Here is an 18,971-nt window from a genome sequence, read left to right as displayed (position 1 = left end):
ATTGCAGTGAAGGAAGGAGGGGGCCGCATTGAATAGGTTCGTCAAAGGATATGAGACATTAACTGGACCATTCCGTCGAAGTATACGCAACAAGCTGATTCTAACGATGATCATTCTGTCGGTTATACCGATCATTACCATCACGGCCATCGCGGCGGAGAACAGCCGCCGATCGATGGAAGAGGAAGTCATTAAGACCAACGTATCCAACATGAAGTGGACGGGTATTTACCTCGATGAACAATTTGCGCTATTGAACAATCTAATCTATACCGTGCTCATCAGCCCTCATTTGAGCAGCTATTTGGAGAAGGTGGAGGAATCCAGTATTTCCAGTGAGTTTGCCGCACAAAGGAATATTATTGATACCCTGACGAACGTCTTTTATTCAGGGGGTAATCATCTCGTGGGCGTAGAGCTGTACCTCAAGGAGAATAACAAACTTTTCACAATTAACTCCTCACAAAGCGATATTAAAACGACTACCGCCATACCATCGCCTTTTGACCAGTTGTTCGAAGAGAGCAAGGACTTCATCATACGTACGAATGGCAGTGATAAGAGTAAGTTTCAACTCATCCGCAGCATCAACCGTTTCGAGAATCGCGAAAAGCTTGGCGGCATTTCACTTGATATCCGTTGGGGATTGTTGGATCAGACGTTGAATGTACTGGATCGAGGAGAACAGCAGGCGGTAATAATCGCGGGGCCGGACGGTAACGTACTTTATCAGCCGAATGGACCGCAGTTATCTGACGAAACGAAGCGAATGATTAAGCGGCTGGGAAGAGGCCAGGGATTAGTCCGAACAGCTAACAATTATTTGTTCTACAATACCATCGATTCCGTCGGTTTAACGATTGTGAAAGTCGTTCCAAAGAGCTTTATCAATAAAAGTGCGCAAGCGACAATGCGTTATGGATTCATTGTGGGTGCAGTTTCCGTCCTGGTATCAATCTTGATCGCCATTTTCTTTGCATGGAAAACGGCGAAGCCTATCGTAAAGCTAGCTAGATCGATGCAGGGCCTCAATCTGATTAAAGAAATGGAAGCGCCGATTATTACACGTATTGACGAAGTCGGCCTTCTGGAGACGAAATTTCATCACATGTCCCATCGGATAAGAGAGCATATTAAAACGGAATATAGCATCAGCCTGGAGAAGAAGACAGCGGAGCTAAAAGCGCTTCAAGCGCAAATTAATCCGCATTTCTTGCAAAACACATTGCAAATGATCGGCAGTATGCTCTTCTCCAAAAGTCCGGCAGACATCTACACGATCATCAAGTCGCTTAGCGACATGTTCCGCTACGTGATCAGGGAGCCTGATGATCTCGGATCCATACAGAAGGAAATCGATCATTTGAACAATTACATGCTCATCCAACAGCAGCGTTATTCGACGCGGCTGCACTATACCCTTGAGGCTCAGAAGGAAGTACTTGAAAGTCCAATTCCTAAACTGACACTTCAGCCGATTGTGGAGAATGCCTTCTTTCATGGTTTGGATGCAAAATCCGGCGACTGGGAGCTTGATGTAACCATTGCCCGTGAAGGTGAAGATGTCCTCATTCTGATTCGTGACAACGGACTTGGAATGGAAGCAAGCCGGTTGGCAGAACTGCAGAACCGCCTGGAGAGCCAAAGCGGACAATTATGGACGCATGGAAACCGGATCGGACTAAGCAATGTGTCCTCGCGTATTCGCATGCATTTTGGACAGGAGTATGGAATCACAGTCCAGAGCGAACCGAATCAAGGTACGCAAGTTACGATACGTATTCCTTTTGAAGCAAGAGGTGAGATAACGCAATGATTAAAGTCGTGATTGTTGATGATGAGCACTGGAACCGAGACATTGTGAGAATGTTCGGAGCATGGGAGCAATTCGGGATGGAAATCGTTGGGGAAGCGGATGATGGTCTGGATGCTGTACAAGTTATTGAACAGATGTCTCCCCAAATCGTTATCACAGATATGCGTATGCCTGGGGTAGACGGTATTGCGCTGCTGCAGATTCTTAATGAACGTTTTCCGGAAATTAAGATCATCGTGGTGAGTGGTTATGATGACTTCAACTATACCAAACATGCTATTCGGTATAAAGCGGAAGATTACTTGCTCAAGCCTGTGGATCCCAAGGAATTGAACGCTGCTCTACAGAAATGCAAGGATGAATTAGCGCAAGTGGATGATGAGCGGCGACTGGTGCCGATGGATCTTGAATTATCGCAGAAGCTGTCTTCTCTGAAGCAATTGCTTCGCTATACCTTCAATGATTTGAATGAGGAAGGCCTGGCTGGTGTGTTTGAGCAATTGAATAGGGAATTAGGCCGGAATCAGGCTGCAAAGCCGAAGCTTCTGGAACGTGTTATCCAAGAGATGCTGTTGTTCATGAAGGAGCTTGCTATAGATCATTCGATTGAGATTGTCAGTGAAGCTGTTCCAATTGCTCAAGCTGCCATCGTTACATCTGCAGACGCGGTTGCTTTCCTATCACAGTCCTATTTACAAGCTATGGAGCAGCTGATTCAACAGCGTAAGAACAAGAACCGATTGAATTTGGAAGAGGTCAGGAAGTATATGGAACGGAATTTCGCTGAACCGATTTCGCTTGAGCAGCTAGCCAAAGCGTTCTTCGTTAGTAAAGAATATTTAAGTAAGATGTTCAAGCAGGAGTATGGCCGTAACGTAACGGACTATATTCTTCATATACGGATGGACAAAGCCCGCGATTGGCTAACAGAAGATCATTTTTCAATAAAAATGGTAGCAGAGATGGTCGGCTATGAGGATGTTTCCTATTTCTATCGTGTATTTCGAAAGCATTTCGGTATTGCACCCGGCGAGATGAGACGCAGAGGACAGGTTTAAAATTATCCAATATAAGCGATTAATTCTGTCCAATTAAACGCTTTCATCAAGATAATATAATGAAAGCGTAAACAATAAACAGATTAATTGGGAGGTCGACAGATAATGAAGAAAATATGGACAGGCGTATTGAGCACGGCTTTGGTAGCAGCTTTGCTGGCTGGATGTGGTTCAAACGAAAGCAGCTCGGGAAGTGCGAATCAGGGAACGGATGGAACTGCTGGGAATGGGGGAGCGAAGAGTGTCACGCTGAAGATGCTAATCGCGCAACCGCGTCTGAAGGAGCAATATGACAAGTTCGTCGCCGACTTCACTGCAAAGGAAAAGAAAGATAAGAATATTGATGTTACGGTTCAGCTGGAAATGCCTACAGCGGAAAACGCCGCGCAGATTTTGAAGACTCGGCTTGCATCCAATGATGCGCCTGATATATTCGCGCTCCATGCAATCAACGAAATCCCGTCTTATTATAAAGCGGGCTACCTTGAAGATCTGTCCAACCAGCCCTTTGTGGGCAAGCTGCTGGAAAGTGTGAAGCCATCCGTGACAACGACTGACGGAAAGATCGTTGCCGTACCTTTGGAAACGTTGTCATGGGGATACCTATACAACAAGAAAATATTCACGGATCTTGGACTTAAACCGCCAATGACTTTGATCGAAATGAAAGCGGTTATCGAAAAGCTGAAAGCGAATAAAATCACCCCTTTTGAGCTTTCGTACAAAGAATCTTGGATTCCTCAGCTGGTTCTGCCGCTTGCAGCAGGAGCGCTAATCAATACGGTCGATAAAGATTTCGTCGCTCGCATGAACAAGGATGAGGGTTCTTTCACTGAAATGAAAGCGATGTTCAATATCTTTGATCTTATTAACGCGAATGGTACGGATAAAGCGCTGGAGGTTGGCGGAGATGATGGAGCTGCGGCATTCGCGAATGGCAAAGCGGCTATGTGGCTGCAGGGACCTTGGTATGCGGAGACCATTCTCAAATCGAACCCGAACTTGGATTTCGGAGTAGCGCCGCTGCCGATCAATGACGATCCGAAAGCAACGCTTATCAATCTGAGCGCATCCACATCACTCGCGGTCTCGCCAACAAGTAAAAACAAAGAAGTAGCGCTTGATTTCATCAATTATGTATTAGACGATCAAGCTTCGAATGCCTTTTTCCAAAGCTTGAAATTCAATCCAATCGCTACTATTCATACTTATAAGAGCTATCCGTGGGTAGATGATGCTACTGCTTATGTCAAAGAAGGCAAATCGTATCAGGACCCAGCGATACCGCAAGCTGTGAAAGATGAAGTGGGCAAAGGACTGCAATCCTACTTTGCTGGGCAGATGACGCAGGATGATGTTCTGAAGGCGCTCGATAAAGCATGGAAATCGTTTAACAAGGTCAATAAGTAAAGATAAGGAACAGCGGGAAGGAAGTAGAGCGTATTCTATCTTCCTTCCCAATTGATTCCCGCAAAGAGAAATAGGAGAGGAGAGAGGACATGCCGGTAAAGAGCTATAAGAAATATTTGTCTCTGTTTGTTTTCGTAGCACCTGCTTTTATTTTGTATGCGATCTTTCTGCTGGTCCCTACTTTAGGGGGCATGTTTTACAGCTTTACAGATTGGAACGGGCTTAATAAAGCCTATCATTTTATCGGAGTCGCCAATTTCGTGGAAGCGCTTAGCGAGGACCCAGACTTTGTTCATTCGCTATGGTTCACGTTGAAATATGTGCTCTTCATGATCATCCTTCAGAACGGAATAGCACTGCTGCTGGCCGTTTTCATTGAATCGAGAAAAAGAAGCAAAGGCTTATTTCGCACGATTTTCTTCATGCCTAACATGATCAGCACCATTATCAGCGCATTCATGTGGACATTCATATTCTCATCCGTTCTGCCGCAGCTCGCTGAGAAAACGATGCTTACCTTCCTAGATCAATCATGGATCGGTGATCCAAAAGTCTCCTTCTACTCCGTTATTATCGTTTCGCTTTGGAACGGTGTCGGCTATATGATGATTATTTATTTGGCTGCACTGCAGGGGGTGCCTCAGCATCTGAAGGAAGCGGCAGTCATTGATGGGGCTAATCCGTTCCAAACATTCAAGAACGTTACCCTTCCGATGATTACCCATGCCATTACGATCTGCTTCTTCCTCACACTGAACGGTGCGTTCAAAGTGTTCGAGGTCGTATATGGACTGACAGGCGGAGGTCCGGGACGCAGCACCCAAGTCATAACGATGAACATATATGAAGAAGCGTTCTCCAATAACTTCCGTTATGGGTATGCAAGTGCCAAATCTGTTATTCTGTTTGCAATTATCTTGATCTTCACACTTATCCAGATAACCGTCATGAAGAGAAGAGAGGTGGAAGCGTGAGAAAGGCGAAATTATCTTCCTTATTCATCAACATTATTCTCTCTATCGGTGCGGTTATTTCCTTCTTTCCGATCTATATGGCACTTATCAATTCAGTCAAAACGCAGGGCGAAATGTTCAAATCGTTCACGGCACTTCCCACTCGTTTTCACTGGGAGAACTATAGTCATGCTTACACGCAAATTCATCTATTTCAAAGCTCGATCAATTCCATTGTCATCTCAGTAATCGGTATCGGTGGAATCGTCTTTTGTGCGGCGATGGCTGGCTATAAGCTGTCCCGGACGGGCGGCCGATTGAGCGGTGCAATCTTCTTCCTGTTTATTGCTTCGATGCTTGTTCCTTTTCATTCCATCATGATTCCACTCACTAGAATGGCCAAATCACTTTCCGTGCAAGGGACGACTTATGGGCTGGCGATCATCTATATTGGACTGGGTGTCAACATGGCGATCTTCCTGTATCACGGCTTTGTTAAGTCGATTCCCAGAGAGCTCGAAGAAGCGGCACAGATCGATGGATGTAATGAATATCAGACCTTCTTTCGTATTATCTTCCCGCTGCTTCTGCCAATTACCGTCACAATAGCGATTCTTGACTTCCTGTGGATATGGAATGACTTTCTGCTTCCGCTGCTCATGCTGACGGATTCAACCCGTTATACGTTGATTCTATCCACGAACATGCTGTTTGGCGAGTATAACAAAGAGTGGTCGCTCATCTTGGCAGCGCTCGTCTTGACGGCTATCCCTGTTGTCCTTATTTATGCCTTTTTCCAGAAGTTCATCATGGAAGGGATTACGGAAGGCGCGGTAAAAGGCTAATCATTCTTATTCCAAACATTCCTGCAAGCATAAGGAGCCTGTTATGAAGAAGCTATTGTACGGTGTCGCTTATTACGACGAATATATGCCTCATGAGAGGCTTGAAGAAGATATCCGAATGATGAAAGAAGCAGGTATTAATGTGGTTCGGATCGCGGAATCAACATGGAGCACGCATGAGCCTCAGAACGGCGTATTCGATTTCTCTTCCGTCGATAGAGTGCTGGATGCGATGCATCAAGCGGGAATTCACGTTATTGTGGGGACGCCGACTTATGCCGTTCCGACTTGGATGGTCAAAGAGCACCCGAATGTTTTGGCAGAAACTGCAAAAGGACAGGGGCGTTACGGCGCCCGCCAGATCATGGATATTACGAATCCGACCTATCTGTTCTATGCCGAGAGGATCATTCGTAAGCTGATCGGACGCGTGAGCAATCACCCAGCTGTAATCGGGTACCAGACGGATAACGAGACGAAGCATTACGATACTGCGGGTTCAAATGTACAGCTCCAGTTCGTCAAATATATGAGGGAAACCTACACTACGCTTGATAATCTGAACAAGGAGCTAGGTTTAGATTATTGGAGTAATCGAATTAATAGCTGGGAGGACTTCCCATCTGTGGTTGGAACAATCAACGGTAGTTTGGGGGCGGAGTTCGCTAAATTCCAACGAAAGCTAGTAACGGAATTCCTTGCCTGGCAAGCAGCGATCGTGAATGAGTATAAACGACCTGGGCAGTTCGTCACGCAAAATTTCGATTTCGAGTGGCGTGGCTATTCTTATGGGGTTCAACCGTCGGTGGACCATTTCGCGGCCTCGGCTGCATTTGATATCGCTGGAGTGGATATTTATCATCCGTCGCAGGACGAGTTAACTGGCATAGAAATCTCTCTGGGCGGAGATATGACCCGTTCTCTGAAGCGAAGCAATTATCTTGTCATTGAGACGCAAGCACAAGCGTTTCCGAACTGGACGCCGTACCCAGGCCAGCTTCGATTGCAGGCCTTCAGCCATCTCGCTTCTGGCGCAAATATGGTCGCCTACTGGCATTGGCATTCCATACACAATTCATTCGAGACGTATTGGAAAGGCTTGCTGAGTCATGACTTCAAACCCAATCCCGTATATAACGAAGCAAAGACGATTGGTCGTGATTTTGACAGACTGAGCAATCAACTGATTGATCTGCGTAAAAACAACCGGGTTGCAATCATGGTGAGCAACGAAGCGCTAACGGCATTGGAATGGTTCAAGCTTCCGGGTGGCAAAACGTACAATGACGTCGTTCGGTGGATGTATGACGAGCTGTACAAAATGAATATCGAATGCGATTTTATTCATCCCTCTTATGCGAGACTAGAGGACTATGAGCTGATCGTCGTCCCGGCGCTGTACGCAGTTACGGATGAAGCTCTGGTTCGATTGAATGCTTTTGCCTTGAATGGCGGCCATGTCATCTACTCCTTTAAGAGTGGATTTGCGAGCGAGGCGATTAAGGTTCGAACGACCGATCAGCCAGGTATTATTCATGAGGCTTGCGGCATTACTTATCGTATGTTTGTTGAACCGAAGAACGTGGGATTAAAGGGCGATCTCTTCCGAGAAGGGGAAGCAGCAGACAGCGTTCACAGCTGGATGGAGCTTATTACACCTACTACGGCAGAGGTGCTTGCTCACTATGACCATCCACAGTGGGGAGATTACGCAGCTGTCACACAAAATCGTTATGGAAAAGGCACTGCTACCTATATCGGCTGTATGACGAGTTCAACCGTTATGAACACCATATTGAAAGCCGCCGTTCAAGAGGCAGGATTATGGGGGATTGATCAAGAGCTTGCTTTCCCTGTCATTGTTAAATCGGGAATGAATAGAGAAGATCAGGCCGTACGTTATTATTTTAATTACTCGGATAAACCTGTGTCATTGACCTATCCACACGTATCTGGTCAAGAGCTGCTAGAGGAGCGTCTGATCAAAAGCGGTGAGCAATTGCTGATCGAGCCTTGGGGCGTTCGAATTATCGTGGAATGAGCTGTTTGAAACGGTAGGACAAATTAGAAGAAGCATGTTCAATCAATGAATGTATTCATTGAAAGAGCATGCTTCTCTTTTTATTTGAAATCCCAACTATCCTCAATAGGCTCATCGTTAAGATACTTAAATGACATATAAACCGGTCATAAGGGCATTCTTTAATACGAATGTTAGCCTAGAGGTATTAGAAAAGCACCTTTTTCTTGGCTCTAAACGATAATCAGTGCCTGCCATCACGAAACCAAAGCGAAGCGGACGGAATCGTTCTGAAGAAGCGATAGCGTTCGCCTTTGTCTCCGTATTTCTACCCCTAAGGGATAGAATCAAGAAATCAGGAGACAACAGCGATCGTAAGAATGATCCGTCCGCGCAGCGGGCTGCTGCGCACAATTTTTCTACTGTTGAGCCTTTTTAAAGTGATATTTGTCGAATGACGTATTAGTATGAGGATGGATAGAAGCATGATTCAAATGGAAAGCAGGAACGTACAGATGACAATGTTTAAGTCTAGATTATTAAATTTAAGTTTGAAATACAAATTAATCATTGCTTTCTCATGTTTTATTATCGCCTCTTTTTTAATAATTGGCGGAGCTTTGTCTTGGCTGTATGTCGACTCCAATCGCAGTATGATTTTGGATGCAGCAGTAGAAAATAATAAGCAGATTGTGAAAAATATTGATACCTCTCTAAATCCATTATTGCGAATTTCGATGTTTCCCGTCCAAGATCGAAGCATCTTTCAAGTGATGAAGAAAGACTACACGACATATCCGTATCCACTGTACGAACGTGAGAAGGATTTTGATACCATAAACCAAATTATTCGAAACGGTATGCTGCTCTATACGGACTTAATTGATTCTGTTATCATTTATCAGAATAAAAATAAGATCGTTGTTGGCAGAAGTAATGGTGATTATATGGATCATCATTACTTACAGAATGAATTCATTAACGAGCCTTACGTTCAAAAAATATTGCAGAAAAATGGGCTCTATGTTCCTGTAGGCGTTCATCCGGATAAGCTTGTGTCCTTCCATAACGACCCTGTAGTGTCGATCGGCCGGGCCGTGGTGGACCCCTATACAAAAGAAAATCTTGGCTTCATTATGCTCAACATCGGCGTTGATAAGCTCAAGACGCTTTGGAGTGATATTCACTTTACAGATCATACGAAGTTTTATTTGATTGATGACAATCGAAATATTATTTACAGCAAAAATCGCAGTGAAATCGGCCAGGCAGCTGCTCATGTGCTTGGAAAAGATTTTGAACCCATCAGCTCAAATGAAGAAGAAACGAGAGGGAATAAAGATAATTACATCATGACTTCCAAATCGAATACTTCGAATTGGATTGCCGTCACCATTATTCCGAAGAATGAACTATTTAGTTTACTCGATGTGATGTTAAGAACAATAATGATTTCATTACTGATTTTTCTTGGATTATCTATTCTTGCATCCATTTATATTGCAACAAGTATTACGAAACCGCTCTCTATATTGGAGAGAAAAATGAAGCTCGTATCACAAGGTAACTTAGATGTAAAGATGGACGTTCGGCATGGGGAGATTGGTAAAATCAATCTAACCGTTGATCATATGTTAACGGATATTAGAAGAATGATTGATAAAATATATAAGGATGAGCAAGAAAAGAAACAGCTAGAGTTACTAGCGCTGCAATCACAAATCAGACCTCATTTTATGTACAACACGCTGAACGTCATTAAGTGGATGGCGAAAATACAAGGTTCTACCGGCATCGAAGAGGCGTTGACTGCTTTTTCGTCCGTTATTAAATTTACGGCTAAAGCAGAGAGCGATTATGTGACCATTCAGGAAGAAATCGATTTTATCCAAAACTATACGAAGATATTGGACTTCCGATATTTGAATAAATTTGAAGTTTCTTATCATATCCAGCCGAGTGTGCTCCACTATAAAACATTGAAATTTCTACTGCAGCCTTTAGTGGAAAATGCCGTTTTCCATGGATTCGACGACATTGATTATAAAGGAAAGCTGAAGATCGAAATTTATGAGGAATCAGATGTTGTCATCATGGTTGTCTCTGATAATGGAAGAGGAATGTCTCGAACTGAACAAGAGGGGCTTAACCAACAAGCGTCCATAGATAAACTAAATTCGATCGGGCTCAACAATATCCGCAAACGAATTCAGCTTAACTTTGGAGAAGGCTATGGCCTTTGGATTACAAGCGAAGAGATGAATGGTACAACTGCAAAAATCGTCATTCCAACTATGAAAAGTGAAACAAAAACTGAACAATCAGGTGCAGGTGAGTCTTAATGAGAGTGCTAATAGTAGATGATGAACCCTTAGTTAGAATTGGCATTAAATCGGCAATCGATTGGGATGCGAATGGGATGCACATTGTTGGAGAAGCGGCTGATGGCATTGAGGCGATGAAGCTCGTGGTGGAGCTGAAGCCTGATGTGGTCATTTTGGATATAAAAATGCCGAAAAAAGATGGTCTTGAAGTATTGTCAGAGATGAAAGAGAAAGGCATCCAAGCCAAAGTCATTATTTTAAGCAGCTTTGATGACTTCACGTTTGTAAAAAAAGCGATGAAGCTCGGTGCAGCGGATTATTTCCATAAGCCGAGTATGAATGAGCAAGAAATAACGAGTGTATTAAGCAAGATCAAAGCTGAAATTGAGAAGGATCGCGAGGCAGAGAACCAAACTACAGGTCATGGAGCTAAGAATCAAGAGGTTATCCTTCGGAATATGCTTTCTGGGAATCTAGACGGGATCCATCTAACGAAGTTGAAAGAAGGCAATATGTATGCCCTGCTGTTCACAATTAGTAAATATTCCCAGGTCATAAAGAGGTATACGAAGGAAAATGTTTCGATATTGCCCAATACGATAACAAACATATTGTCAGAGCTATTGTCCAAAGAGAAAGAAGTTGAATTTGTTCGAATCGAAGATCATTTATTTGCGCTACTCATTAGCCATAGTGAGACCAAGAGTATACAAGCTTCATTCTCACATGTTAACGATCTTGTGTTCCTCATTAGTGCGTCTCTAAAACGGTTTGTAAATATCGATACGGTGTTCGGAGTAAGTGAACCATTTGGATCTTTTCATGAAATGAAACAAGCTGTCGTACAAGCGAAGCAGGCATTAGAGCAAAATTTTTACCATCCAGATGATCACATCTTTTATTTTAAACATCGGAATTTGGAGACTGAGCAAACATTAGAACAGGTGAGTACCTATATTGTGGCCATGAAGAATGGGCTTAGAGATGAAAAGTATGATGAATTTGCCCGCACACTCGCAGAGTGGGAACAGCTTCTTAGAAAGCATGAATATATGAATGAGAAGGATGTCAAAAAAATCTATGAAGGTTTAATGTTTATGATGGAAGACGGCGAGGAATATCTCGAGTATAGAAATAAGTTAGAGGAAATTGATGATTTCAATGAATGCTCGAACTTTTACCACAAGGTATTTGGAGACACATTGAAGTCTCGATATGAAGCCAAAAATAAAGATTATAGTCCGCTCATCAGAAACATTCTGCAGTATATTGAGAAGAATTATAAAGAAGATATTTCTCTGAATAGTTTGGGAGAACAGCTGCATGCAAGCCCCAATTATATAAGCAGGCTGTTTAAGCAAGAAGTGGGTCGAGGATTATTTACTTATATCAATGAATTACGCATCCAGAAAGCCAAAGAATTGTTAAAGGATTATCAGCTTAAAATATACGAAGTTGCCGAGATGGTGGGATTTAACAGCCAAGTTCATTTTGCGATTGTCTTTAATAAATTTGTGGGGATGTCACCGAAAGATTATCGAAAAGAAAAGTTTTAATTTTCTTGGCTCTATAATCAGTGCTTGCCATCACTTGCCATCACGAAGTACCTAGCGAAGCGGACGGAATCGTTCTGAAGAAGCGCTAGCGTTCGCCTTTGTCTCCTTATTTCTACCCCTAAGGGATGGAATCAAAGAAATAGGGAGACAACAGCGATCGTAAGAATGATCCGTCCGCGAAGCGGGCTTCTACGCACCATGCTTTGAATTTATCATGCACTTATTTTAGTGTTGATTATTAAAGAAAAGTACATATTATTATAAAAATTGGTGAAAGCTAAACCAAACAAAAAAATAAAGGTTATCTTATTAAATTAATCATCATTTGATTAATTTTTTTTTGGCTTTGAAACCGTTAACATGAATTTCAGAGATACATGAAGTCGTTAACATGATCTCGCTTACATGAAATTTAATTTGGAGGGAACAACATGAAGAAGATGACAAGACTTACAGGAATGCTGGTGCTAGCATTTGTTCTATTGGTTAGCTTGGCAGCCTGCGGGAATAGCAAAAACAATAGCAGCAGTGATCAATCGGGTGCGGCGGGCAATAAGAAAACGACAGTGACTATGGGCTTCTGGGGAACTGCACAAGATCTTAAAGTATATCAAGATGCTGCAGCTTCCATTTCGCAAAAGTACCCGAATGTCGTACTTAAAATTAAACAATATCCGAGCAGTGATCAATTCTGGAACACACTTCCAGGTGAAATTGCGGCGGGTGTAGCTCCGGATTTCATCAAAATTACGAATGAAGGCGCGTACGAATATATCAAAAAAGGCTTGTTTACTCCACTGGATGACCTTATTGGCCCGGCTGGTGTAGATATGAAAATCTACACGCCATCTGTTACAGATGTGTGGAAAGTAGATGGCAAACAATATGGTATTCCTAACAGCAGTACACCGGCGATGTTCTTCATTAACGAAGACATGTGGAAAAAAGCAGGGCTTGGCGCTTACCCAACAACTTGGGATGAAGTAGAAGCTGCAGCTAAGAAATTAACTAACAAAGATCAATTCGGTATTACGATTAACATTGATCCCTACCACATAACGAACTATGCGAAGAGCTTTGGCGGCGGTTGGGATAATGGTAAAACAATCAACTCAGCACAAAACATACAAGCCCTGCAAAAAATCTTTGATATGTACAAAGCAGGTGTTGCTGTAACTCCTAAATCACTCGGTTATGGTTGGGACGGAGAAGTATTCTCTAACAAAAAAGCAGCGATGACTACAGGTGGCTACTGGTATAAAGGATTCTTGAAAGATGCTGCTCCGGATTTGAAATATGTAGCTCTTCCCGTACCTAAAGGTACAACTAATGGCAGCACAATGATTACAGATGCTTATGTCGTTATGAAAGATTCTAAGAACCAACAAGCAGCACTTCAAGCAGCTTCTTACATGACAAATGAAAAAACACAAACGGATTTCATCAAGCTTGGTAATAACTCAGCGGTTGCAAGTCTGACTTCGAAATTCTTTGAAGTCAATCCAGAGTTCAAAGCGGTTCAACCCGCTCTCGAATACAGCACAGACTTCGGATATCCTGCAGAAACGAAGAAATTTAAAGATGAATTGGTAAATCAAATTGAAGCGTCGGTTTTAGGTGGAATGAAGAATTCTCCTAAAGATATTCTAGACAGTATTCAACAAAAATTTAAATAATTCATCCCTTTAAATCATTCATTTGTTCCCGTTTCCCCCGTGGGAGACGGGAACACTTGTCTTCTTAGCGCTTCATAACAAATTATAGATTTTAGGAGGGTCACAATGGCTGCCTATGACAAAGGAAATCCAGACTTGCATCTAAATAGAAAAAAGCAATCATGGCTTCGTACAATTGTTGATTCAGATTTCGCAGTTGGATGGTTGTTCACTTTGCCGTTCTTAGTTTTGTGGCTATGGTGGTTTTTATATCCATTCTTACAATCATTCATTAGAAGCTTTCAAGATGCCAACTTTGCAGCATTAGATGAAGCGAAATTTATAGGTTTTCAAAACTACGTGAACATATTAAAGGATCATGAGTTTTATCGAGCTGTTCTGCATTCCTTGGAGATTGTTGTGATCGCTGTTCCGATCCAAACGATTCTGGGATTACTCATGGCGATTCTAGTCAATCAGAAGATTAAAGGAAAGGGCATTTTCAGAACAGTCTTTTTTATTCCGTATATTACGTCTCAGATCGCGATTACAACCGTTTTTATGATGCTGTTTAAACAAGGTACGTTTGTTACCAATTTTTTCGGATTATTCGGTTTTGGCAATGTAACTTGGTTTGCTGATACGCACTACGCGCTTTTATTTGTTGCTATACTGTTCATTTTCCAACAATGTGGTTTCAGTATGATTGTGTACCTATCCGCACTTCAGGAGGTTCCGAGAGATTTATACGAAGCCGGTCAAATGGACGGAGCATCGAAGTGGGAACAATTCCGATACATTACGATTCCTTATGTAAAACCGATCACGTTCTTTGTGGTTTCCGTATCGACGATCTTAGGTTTTCAAATCTATGACCAAATTGCTGCGATTTCTAGATACGGAGCACTCGGATCGCCTGCAGGGGCTACCAATACGGTCGTTACTTATTTCTATCAAAATGGTATCCGCTATATGAATATCGGCTACGGAAGCGCAGCTGTCGTGTTATTCTTCTTCATTATTATGATCATTACATTCCTTCAAAAAAAATTGTTGGACGATAAGGAGTGACAGCATTGAAGACAAAAAAAGGCAGCGCTTTGTTTGGTAATTATGCGCTCATTATTGTAGTTGGATTACTGTTTGCTCTTCCATTTTTGTATACGTTATATACCTCGTTCATCACGATGCAAGATGTGAATAAAATTGTAGGGGTTTCTCACTGGACCTTTAATAATTATAAAACGTTCTTTACTAACGATGCATACAACGTGCCTAAATGGCTTATGAATACAGTGATTATGACGGGTATTGTCGTCATCGGGAACTTAATTATTAATCCAATGGCCGCTTTCGCGCTTGCGAAATTGGACTTTGCAGGTAAGAAATTAATCTATTGGATCGTCGTTGCAACGATGATGGTTCCCTATCATATGATCTTGATTCCTGTGTATGTTAACGTGGCTCATCTAGGCTGGTTGAACTCATTTGCAGCATTGACCGTTCCGTTCCTGTATCAATGTCTATACATTTTTATGCTTAGACAATTTTTCATCAGTGTACCGAACGAATTCATCGAAGCGGCAAGAATAGATGGATTAACGAAAGTAGGCGCATTCTGGCGCATCGTATATCCTTTGGCAAAATCCTCACTAATCACGATGTCGATTTTGGCTTTCGCAGGTACATGGAACAGTTACCTCATTCCAAGTACGCTCGCGAATGACCCAGAGAAGTATGTACTTGTCGTCGGACTTAACAGTGTGAAAGATATGTTCTTTGAAAACACGCCACTCATCATGGCAGGGGTAGTCTTAGCAACACTGCCAATATTGATCTTTTTCTTCATCTTCCAGAAACAATATCTCGAGGGTATATCCAGTTCTGGTGTGAAAGGCTGATCTTACTAACACTAATGAGATGGGGAGTGAAGGCATGAAGAAAACATGGTGGAAAGAAGCGGTTGTTTATCAAGTTTATTGGAGAAGCTTTTATGATACCGATGGCGACGGCTATGGAGATCTAGATGGTGTTATCCAGAAATTGGATTATATAAAAGAACTTGGCATTGATGTGATTTGGCTCAATCCCATTTATGGATCGCCTGATGTCGATAACGGTTATGATATTTCGGATTACCGATCCGTCATGGCTAAAGCCGGGACGATGGAGACGTTCGATAGGCTGCTTAAGAAAGTTCATGAACGCGGCATGAGGCTTATTATGGATTTGGTCGTGAACCATACATCTGATCAGCATCCATGGTTTGTGGAATCGCGCTCGTCGAAGGATAATCCGAAGAGAGATTATTATATTTGGCATCAAGAGGCTAACAACTGGAGATCGTACTTTACTCCTTCTACATGGGAATTAGATCCGATAACAGGCGAGTATTACTTCCATTCCTTTGCAACAGAGCAGCCAGATTTGAACTGGGCAAATCCGAAGGTTCGTGAAGAAGTATATGATATGATGCGCTTTTGGCTCGATAAAGGCATTGATGGATTCCGTATGGATGTTATCAATTTGCTAGCGAAACAAGCAGGGTTTCCAGATGCAGAAAATCCAGATGTCATCTCCTATCTGGGCAACAATCCGGGCATTCATGAATATCTCCAAGAAATGCATGACAAAGTGCTTAAACACTATGATGTATTTACAGTAGGGGAAATTCCCTTTGTCACACCTGAAGACGGTCTGCTGTACGTAGGGGAAGATCGTGGAGAGCTGCATACGATGTTCCATTTCGAGGTATGTGACTATATGGCTCACTGGGATATGGCGAAGTTTAAAGATATTCAGAAGAGATGGTATGAAGGCATGTGGGGCAAAGGTTGGAATTCGCAATTCTTAAACAACCATGATCACACAAGATTGGTAACGAGATTCGGAAACGACAAGGAATACCGCATAGAGTCTGCTAAGTTATTTGCGACGCTACTTCATACCCTGCCAGGAATGCCGTACATTTATCAAGGAGAAGAAATCGGGATGACAGGGGTCCGTTTTGATTCCATTGATGATTACAACGATATTGCGATGCGGAATAAATATAAAGAAGAAATGGAGAAAGGAAGAGACCCTCAAGAGGTGTTCGAAAGTCTTCTTCATTTATCACGAGATAACTCCAGAACACCTGTACAGTGGGATAGCTCGGACAATGCAGGATTCTCGAGCGGATCGCCATGGATTAAGATCAATCCGAACTATAATCGAATTAACGTCGCTGAGGCTTTGGGGGATCCGAATTCCGTCTTCTACTATTACAAAAAGCTCATTCAGCTTAGAAAGCAAAACGAAGTCATGGTTTACGGAAGCTATGAGCCGATCCTAGAAGATCACCAGCAAATCTATGCTTATTTGCGTGTGCTGGATGATAAAAAGTGGCTAGTTGTACTGAACGTTTCTGATCAATCTACAGCTTGCGAGCTTCCTGAATCCGTATCTTCGGGAATCAAAGAATTGATTATTGGAAATTATGAAGATCAGTCCAATGGTTTCAATCTGAAGCCTTATGAAGCACGGGTATATGCATTAAAATGACGCATACAAGGGCAGCAATTTACCCAGCATATTCATGTGTTAGATTGAAGGAGAAATGGTTAAAGTAACAACAAGGCTTTAAATCAAGGGGGTAAATCGATGACGGACACACATGGTTTTGTGGAAAAATTACATGATACACAGAAGAAAGCCGAGCAGAATAGGAAGCGTCAGGGTGGTGGCGATCCAGGTGGAAAGCTGCCCCATAATCGACATCCGGGAAATAGGAGCAAGTAGGCGACATAATACAGAACGTTCAGATTCTAATAAAATCTGAACGTTTTTTATTGTTAATAGCCCCTTTCTTGATGTATATTACATCTACAGAAGGGTTGTTGAGCATAGTAAAGGGGCAGTGAAATCATGATCAAATATCCATCTTTTGAGAAAAAAGCAACAATTGGAGTGACTGCGCCTTCATCTGGGGGCAGCGTGGATTCGCATGAGATGATTAGACTTGCATGCAGTCGCTTTGAAGAGAAGGGCTATGGAATTATTTGTGGAGATACGGTATGGACACAGTCCAAAGCAAAGTCAGCGCCTGCTAGGAAGAGAGCGCAGGAATTCAATGACATGATGCGAGATGATTCCATTCATCTTATCTTTCCGCTTTGGGGTGGCGAGCTGCTGGTTGAGATCATGGAATTCATTGATTTTGAGAGTATAAAGGATAAATGGATAGTAGGTTATTCAGATATCAGTGTATTGTTATTAGCTATTACGTTAAGAACAGGTCTTGCGACGGCTCATGGTACGAGTTTTGTTGATTTAAGAGGTGAACAAACTGATCCCACGACAGCAATGTTGGAGACTGTCTTATCGACTGAGATGGGCGCATCCGTTCTTCAGCATTCCTCAGAGAGCTTTCAAAAGGATTGGCAGCAGGATAGACCATCACCTTATTTGTATCAATTGACGGAGCCAACCTATTGGAAAATGACTTCCACTCATCAGAACGTAAGCCTGCAAGGCCGTTTGCTGGGCGGCTGTATTGACGTAATCAGACACTTAATTGGCACCCCTTATGGGGATGTCCGCCATTTTAGCAATCATTTTATTAATGGAGAGCCCATCCTTTGGTATTTAGAGAATTGTGAGATAAATACAGTGGATGTGCGCAGATCATTAGTGCAAATGAAGCTTGCGGGCTGGTTTGAGAATTGTTCAGGCATCCTGTTTGGTCGAAGCAATGCTAATCAACCTATCGATGGTTATACGATTGAAGATGTGTACCAAGATCTCACGGAGGAGCTTGGAGTTCCGATTATCTATGATATTGATTGTGGGCATGTTCCACCGCAGATCACACTCATTAATGGGGCCTTCGCGGAAGTGGAAGTAAAGGACGGCAAAGGAACGGTTCGGCAATATTTTAAGGAATAGAAGAAGGAAAGAAAAGATCGTTCGATCACGAAAGTGATTGGACGATCTTTCTTTTGCAAATGTGAATTATTGTAGATGGAGCAAGTATGTAGCTCTTTCTGTCTCAAGGAAGAAAGAGCCCTCATTTACTTCCGCTCTAGAGAGACCATGCAATGGAATCTCGAATATATGCAAAGGAAGCGCCAGCTCATTTCCATCGTTGATCACAATACCATTCCCGTGGAGCAAGAGCGCATGATCTGACGTGTACTCGTCGATTGCGTCCATTTGTACTCCGCGGTAGTCGATGCCGCTCAGTCGGAGATGAACTTCGTCCAAATCCCCTTCTTCCTGCTTCTTAATAATAATATCCTTATGGGTATTGCTGTTCAGCCACTCTGATAACGATTGCAAGGATAACATAATAAC

Annotated in this window: 15 protein-coding genes; 14 read left to right on the top strand and 1 reads right to left on the bottom strand. The window is 42.6% G+C overall.

The features are described 5' to 3' along the window. The first annotated feature begins 28 nt into the window (after nt 1-28). From EKN16_RS09870 to EKN16_RS09805, 14 genes are all read left to right on the top strand, one after another. The gene (locus tag EKN16_RS09870; protein ID WP_232016341.1) at nt 29-1,816 is read left to right on the top strand and encodes a sensor histidine kinase; all 1,788 of its coding nucleotides are present in this window, start codon (nt 29-31) and stop codon (nt 1,814-1,816) included. Continuing rightward, a complete protein-coding gene (locus EKN16_RS09865) occupies nt 1,813-2,874 on the top strand; it encodes a response regulator (RefSeq protein ID WP_125655949.1) in 1,062 nt (353 codons plus the stop codon). Before EKN16_RS09870 ends, EKN16_RS09865 begins: the two co-directional genes overlap by 4 nt. A gap of 105 nt (nt 2,875-2,979) precedes the next feature. Continuing rightward, a complete protein-coding gene (locus EKN16_RS09860) occupies nt 2,980-4,284 on the top strand; it encodes an ABC transporter substrate-binding protein (RefSeq protein ID WP_125655946.1) in 1,305 nt (434 codons plus the stop codon). A gap of 89 nt (nt 4,285-4,373) precedes the next feature. Beyond that, the gene (locus tag EKN16_RS09855; RefSeq protein WP_125655943.1) at nt 4,374-5,258 is read left to right on the top strand and encodes a carbohydrate ABC transporter permease; all 885 of its coding nucleotides are present in this window, start codon (nt 4,374-4,376) and stop codon (nt 5,256-5,258) included. Further along, nucleotides 5,255-6,082, top strand: a complete 828-nt coding sequence (locus EKN16_RS09850; protein ID WP_125655940.1) for a carbohydrate ABC transporter permease — start codon at nt 5,255-5,257, stop codon at nt 6,080-6,082. Before EKN16_RS09855 ends, EKN16_RS09850 begins: the two co-directional genes overlap by 4 nt. A gap of 43 nt (nt 6,083-6,125) precedes the next feature. Beyond that, nucleotides 6,126-8,123, top strand: coding sequence for a beta-galactosidase (locus EKN16_RS09845; protein ID WP_125655937.1), 1,998 nt, complete (start codon nt 6,126-6,128; stop codon nt 8,121-8,123). A 530-nt stretch (nt 8,124-8,653) separates the two neighbouring features. Then, complete coding sequence (locus EKN16_RS09840) at nt 8,654-10,444, top strand: cache domain-containing sensor histidine kinase (protein WP_232016340.1); 1,791 nt, start codon at nt 8,654-8,656, stop codon at nt 10,442-10,444. After that, nucleotides 10,444-11,982: a response regulator transcription factor gene (locus EKN16_RS09835; protein WP_125655934.1), complete on the top strand. Its 1,539-nt coding sequence runs from the start codon at nt 10,444-10,446 to the stop codon at nt 11,980-11,982. Before EKN16_RS09840 ends, EKN16_RS09835 begins: the two co-directional genes overlap by 1 nt. Before the next feature lie 431 nt (nt 11,983-12,413). Next, nucleotides 12,414-13,658, top strand: a complete 1,245-nt coding sequence (locus tag EKN16_RS09830; RefSeq protein ID WP_125655931.1) for an ABC transporter substrate-binding protein — start codon at nt 12,414-12,416, stop codon at nt 13,656-13,658. A gap of 105 nt (nt 13,659-13,763) precedes the next feature. Continuing rightward, a complete protein-coding gene (locus EKN16_RS09825) occupies nt 13,764-14,708 on the top strand; it encodes a carbohydrate ABC transporter permease (RefSeq protein WP_125655927.1) in 945 nt (314 codons plus the stop codon). Nucleotides 14,709-14,713: 5 nt separating this feature from the next. After that, nucleotides 14,714-15,538 (top strand): carbohydrate ABC transporter permease, encoded by an 825-nt coding sequence (locus tag EKN16_RS09820; RefSeq protein WP_125655924.1) that lies wholly within the window; start codon nt 14,714-14,716, stop codon nt 15,536-15,538. Nucleotides 15,539-15,572: 34 nt separating this feature from the next. After that, on the top strand, nt 15,573-17,180 hold the full coding sequence (locus tag EKN16_RS09815) for a glycoside hydrolase family 13 protein (protein WP_125655921.1): 1,608 nt from the start codon (nt 15,573-15,575) through the stop codon (nt 17,178-17,180). Nucleotides 17,181-17,279: 99 nt separating this feature from the next. Continuing rightward, a complete protein-coding gene (locus EKN16_RS09810) occupies nt 17,280-17,417 on the top strand; it encodes a DUF4023 domain-containing protein (RefSeq protein WP_125655918.1) in 138 nt (45 codons plus the stop codon). Between the two features lie 126 nt (nt 17,418-17,543). After that, nucleotides 17,544-18,563, top strand: coding sequence for a S66 family peptidase (locus EKN16_RS09805; protein WP_125655915.1), 1,020 nt, complete (start codon nt 17,544-17,546; stop codon nt 18,561-18,563). Between the two features lie 66 nt (nt 18,564-18,629). Here the strand turns inward: EKN16_RS09805 and EKN16_RS09800 are convergent, their stop codons facing one another. After that, nucleotides 18,630-18,965: a protein YmzB gene (locus EKN16_RS09800; RefSeq protein ID WP_221226691.1), complete on the bottom strand. Its 336-nt coding sequence runs from the start codon at nt 18,963-18,965 to the stop codon at nt 18,630-18,632. Nucleotides 18,966-18,971 lie beyond the last annotated feature (6 nt).

The organism is Paenibacillus baekrokdamisoli (assembly GCF_003945345.1).
Classification (GTDB): Bacteria; Bacillota; Bacilli; order Paenibacillales; family Paenibacillaceae; genus Paenibacillus_Z; species Paenibacillus_Z baekrokdamisoli.
Note: the sequence above shows the minus strand (reverse complement) of the source record. Positions and strands in the feature narration are given on the sequence as shown.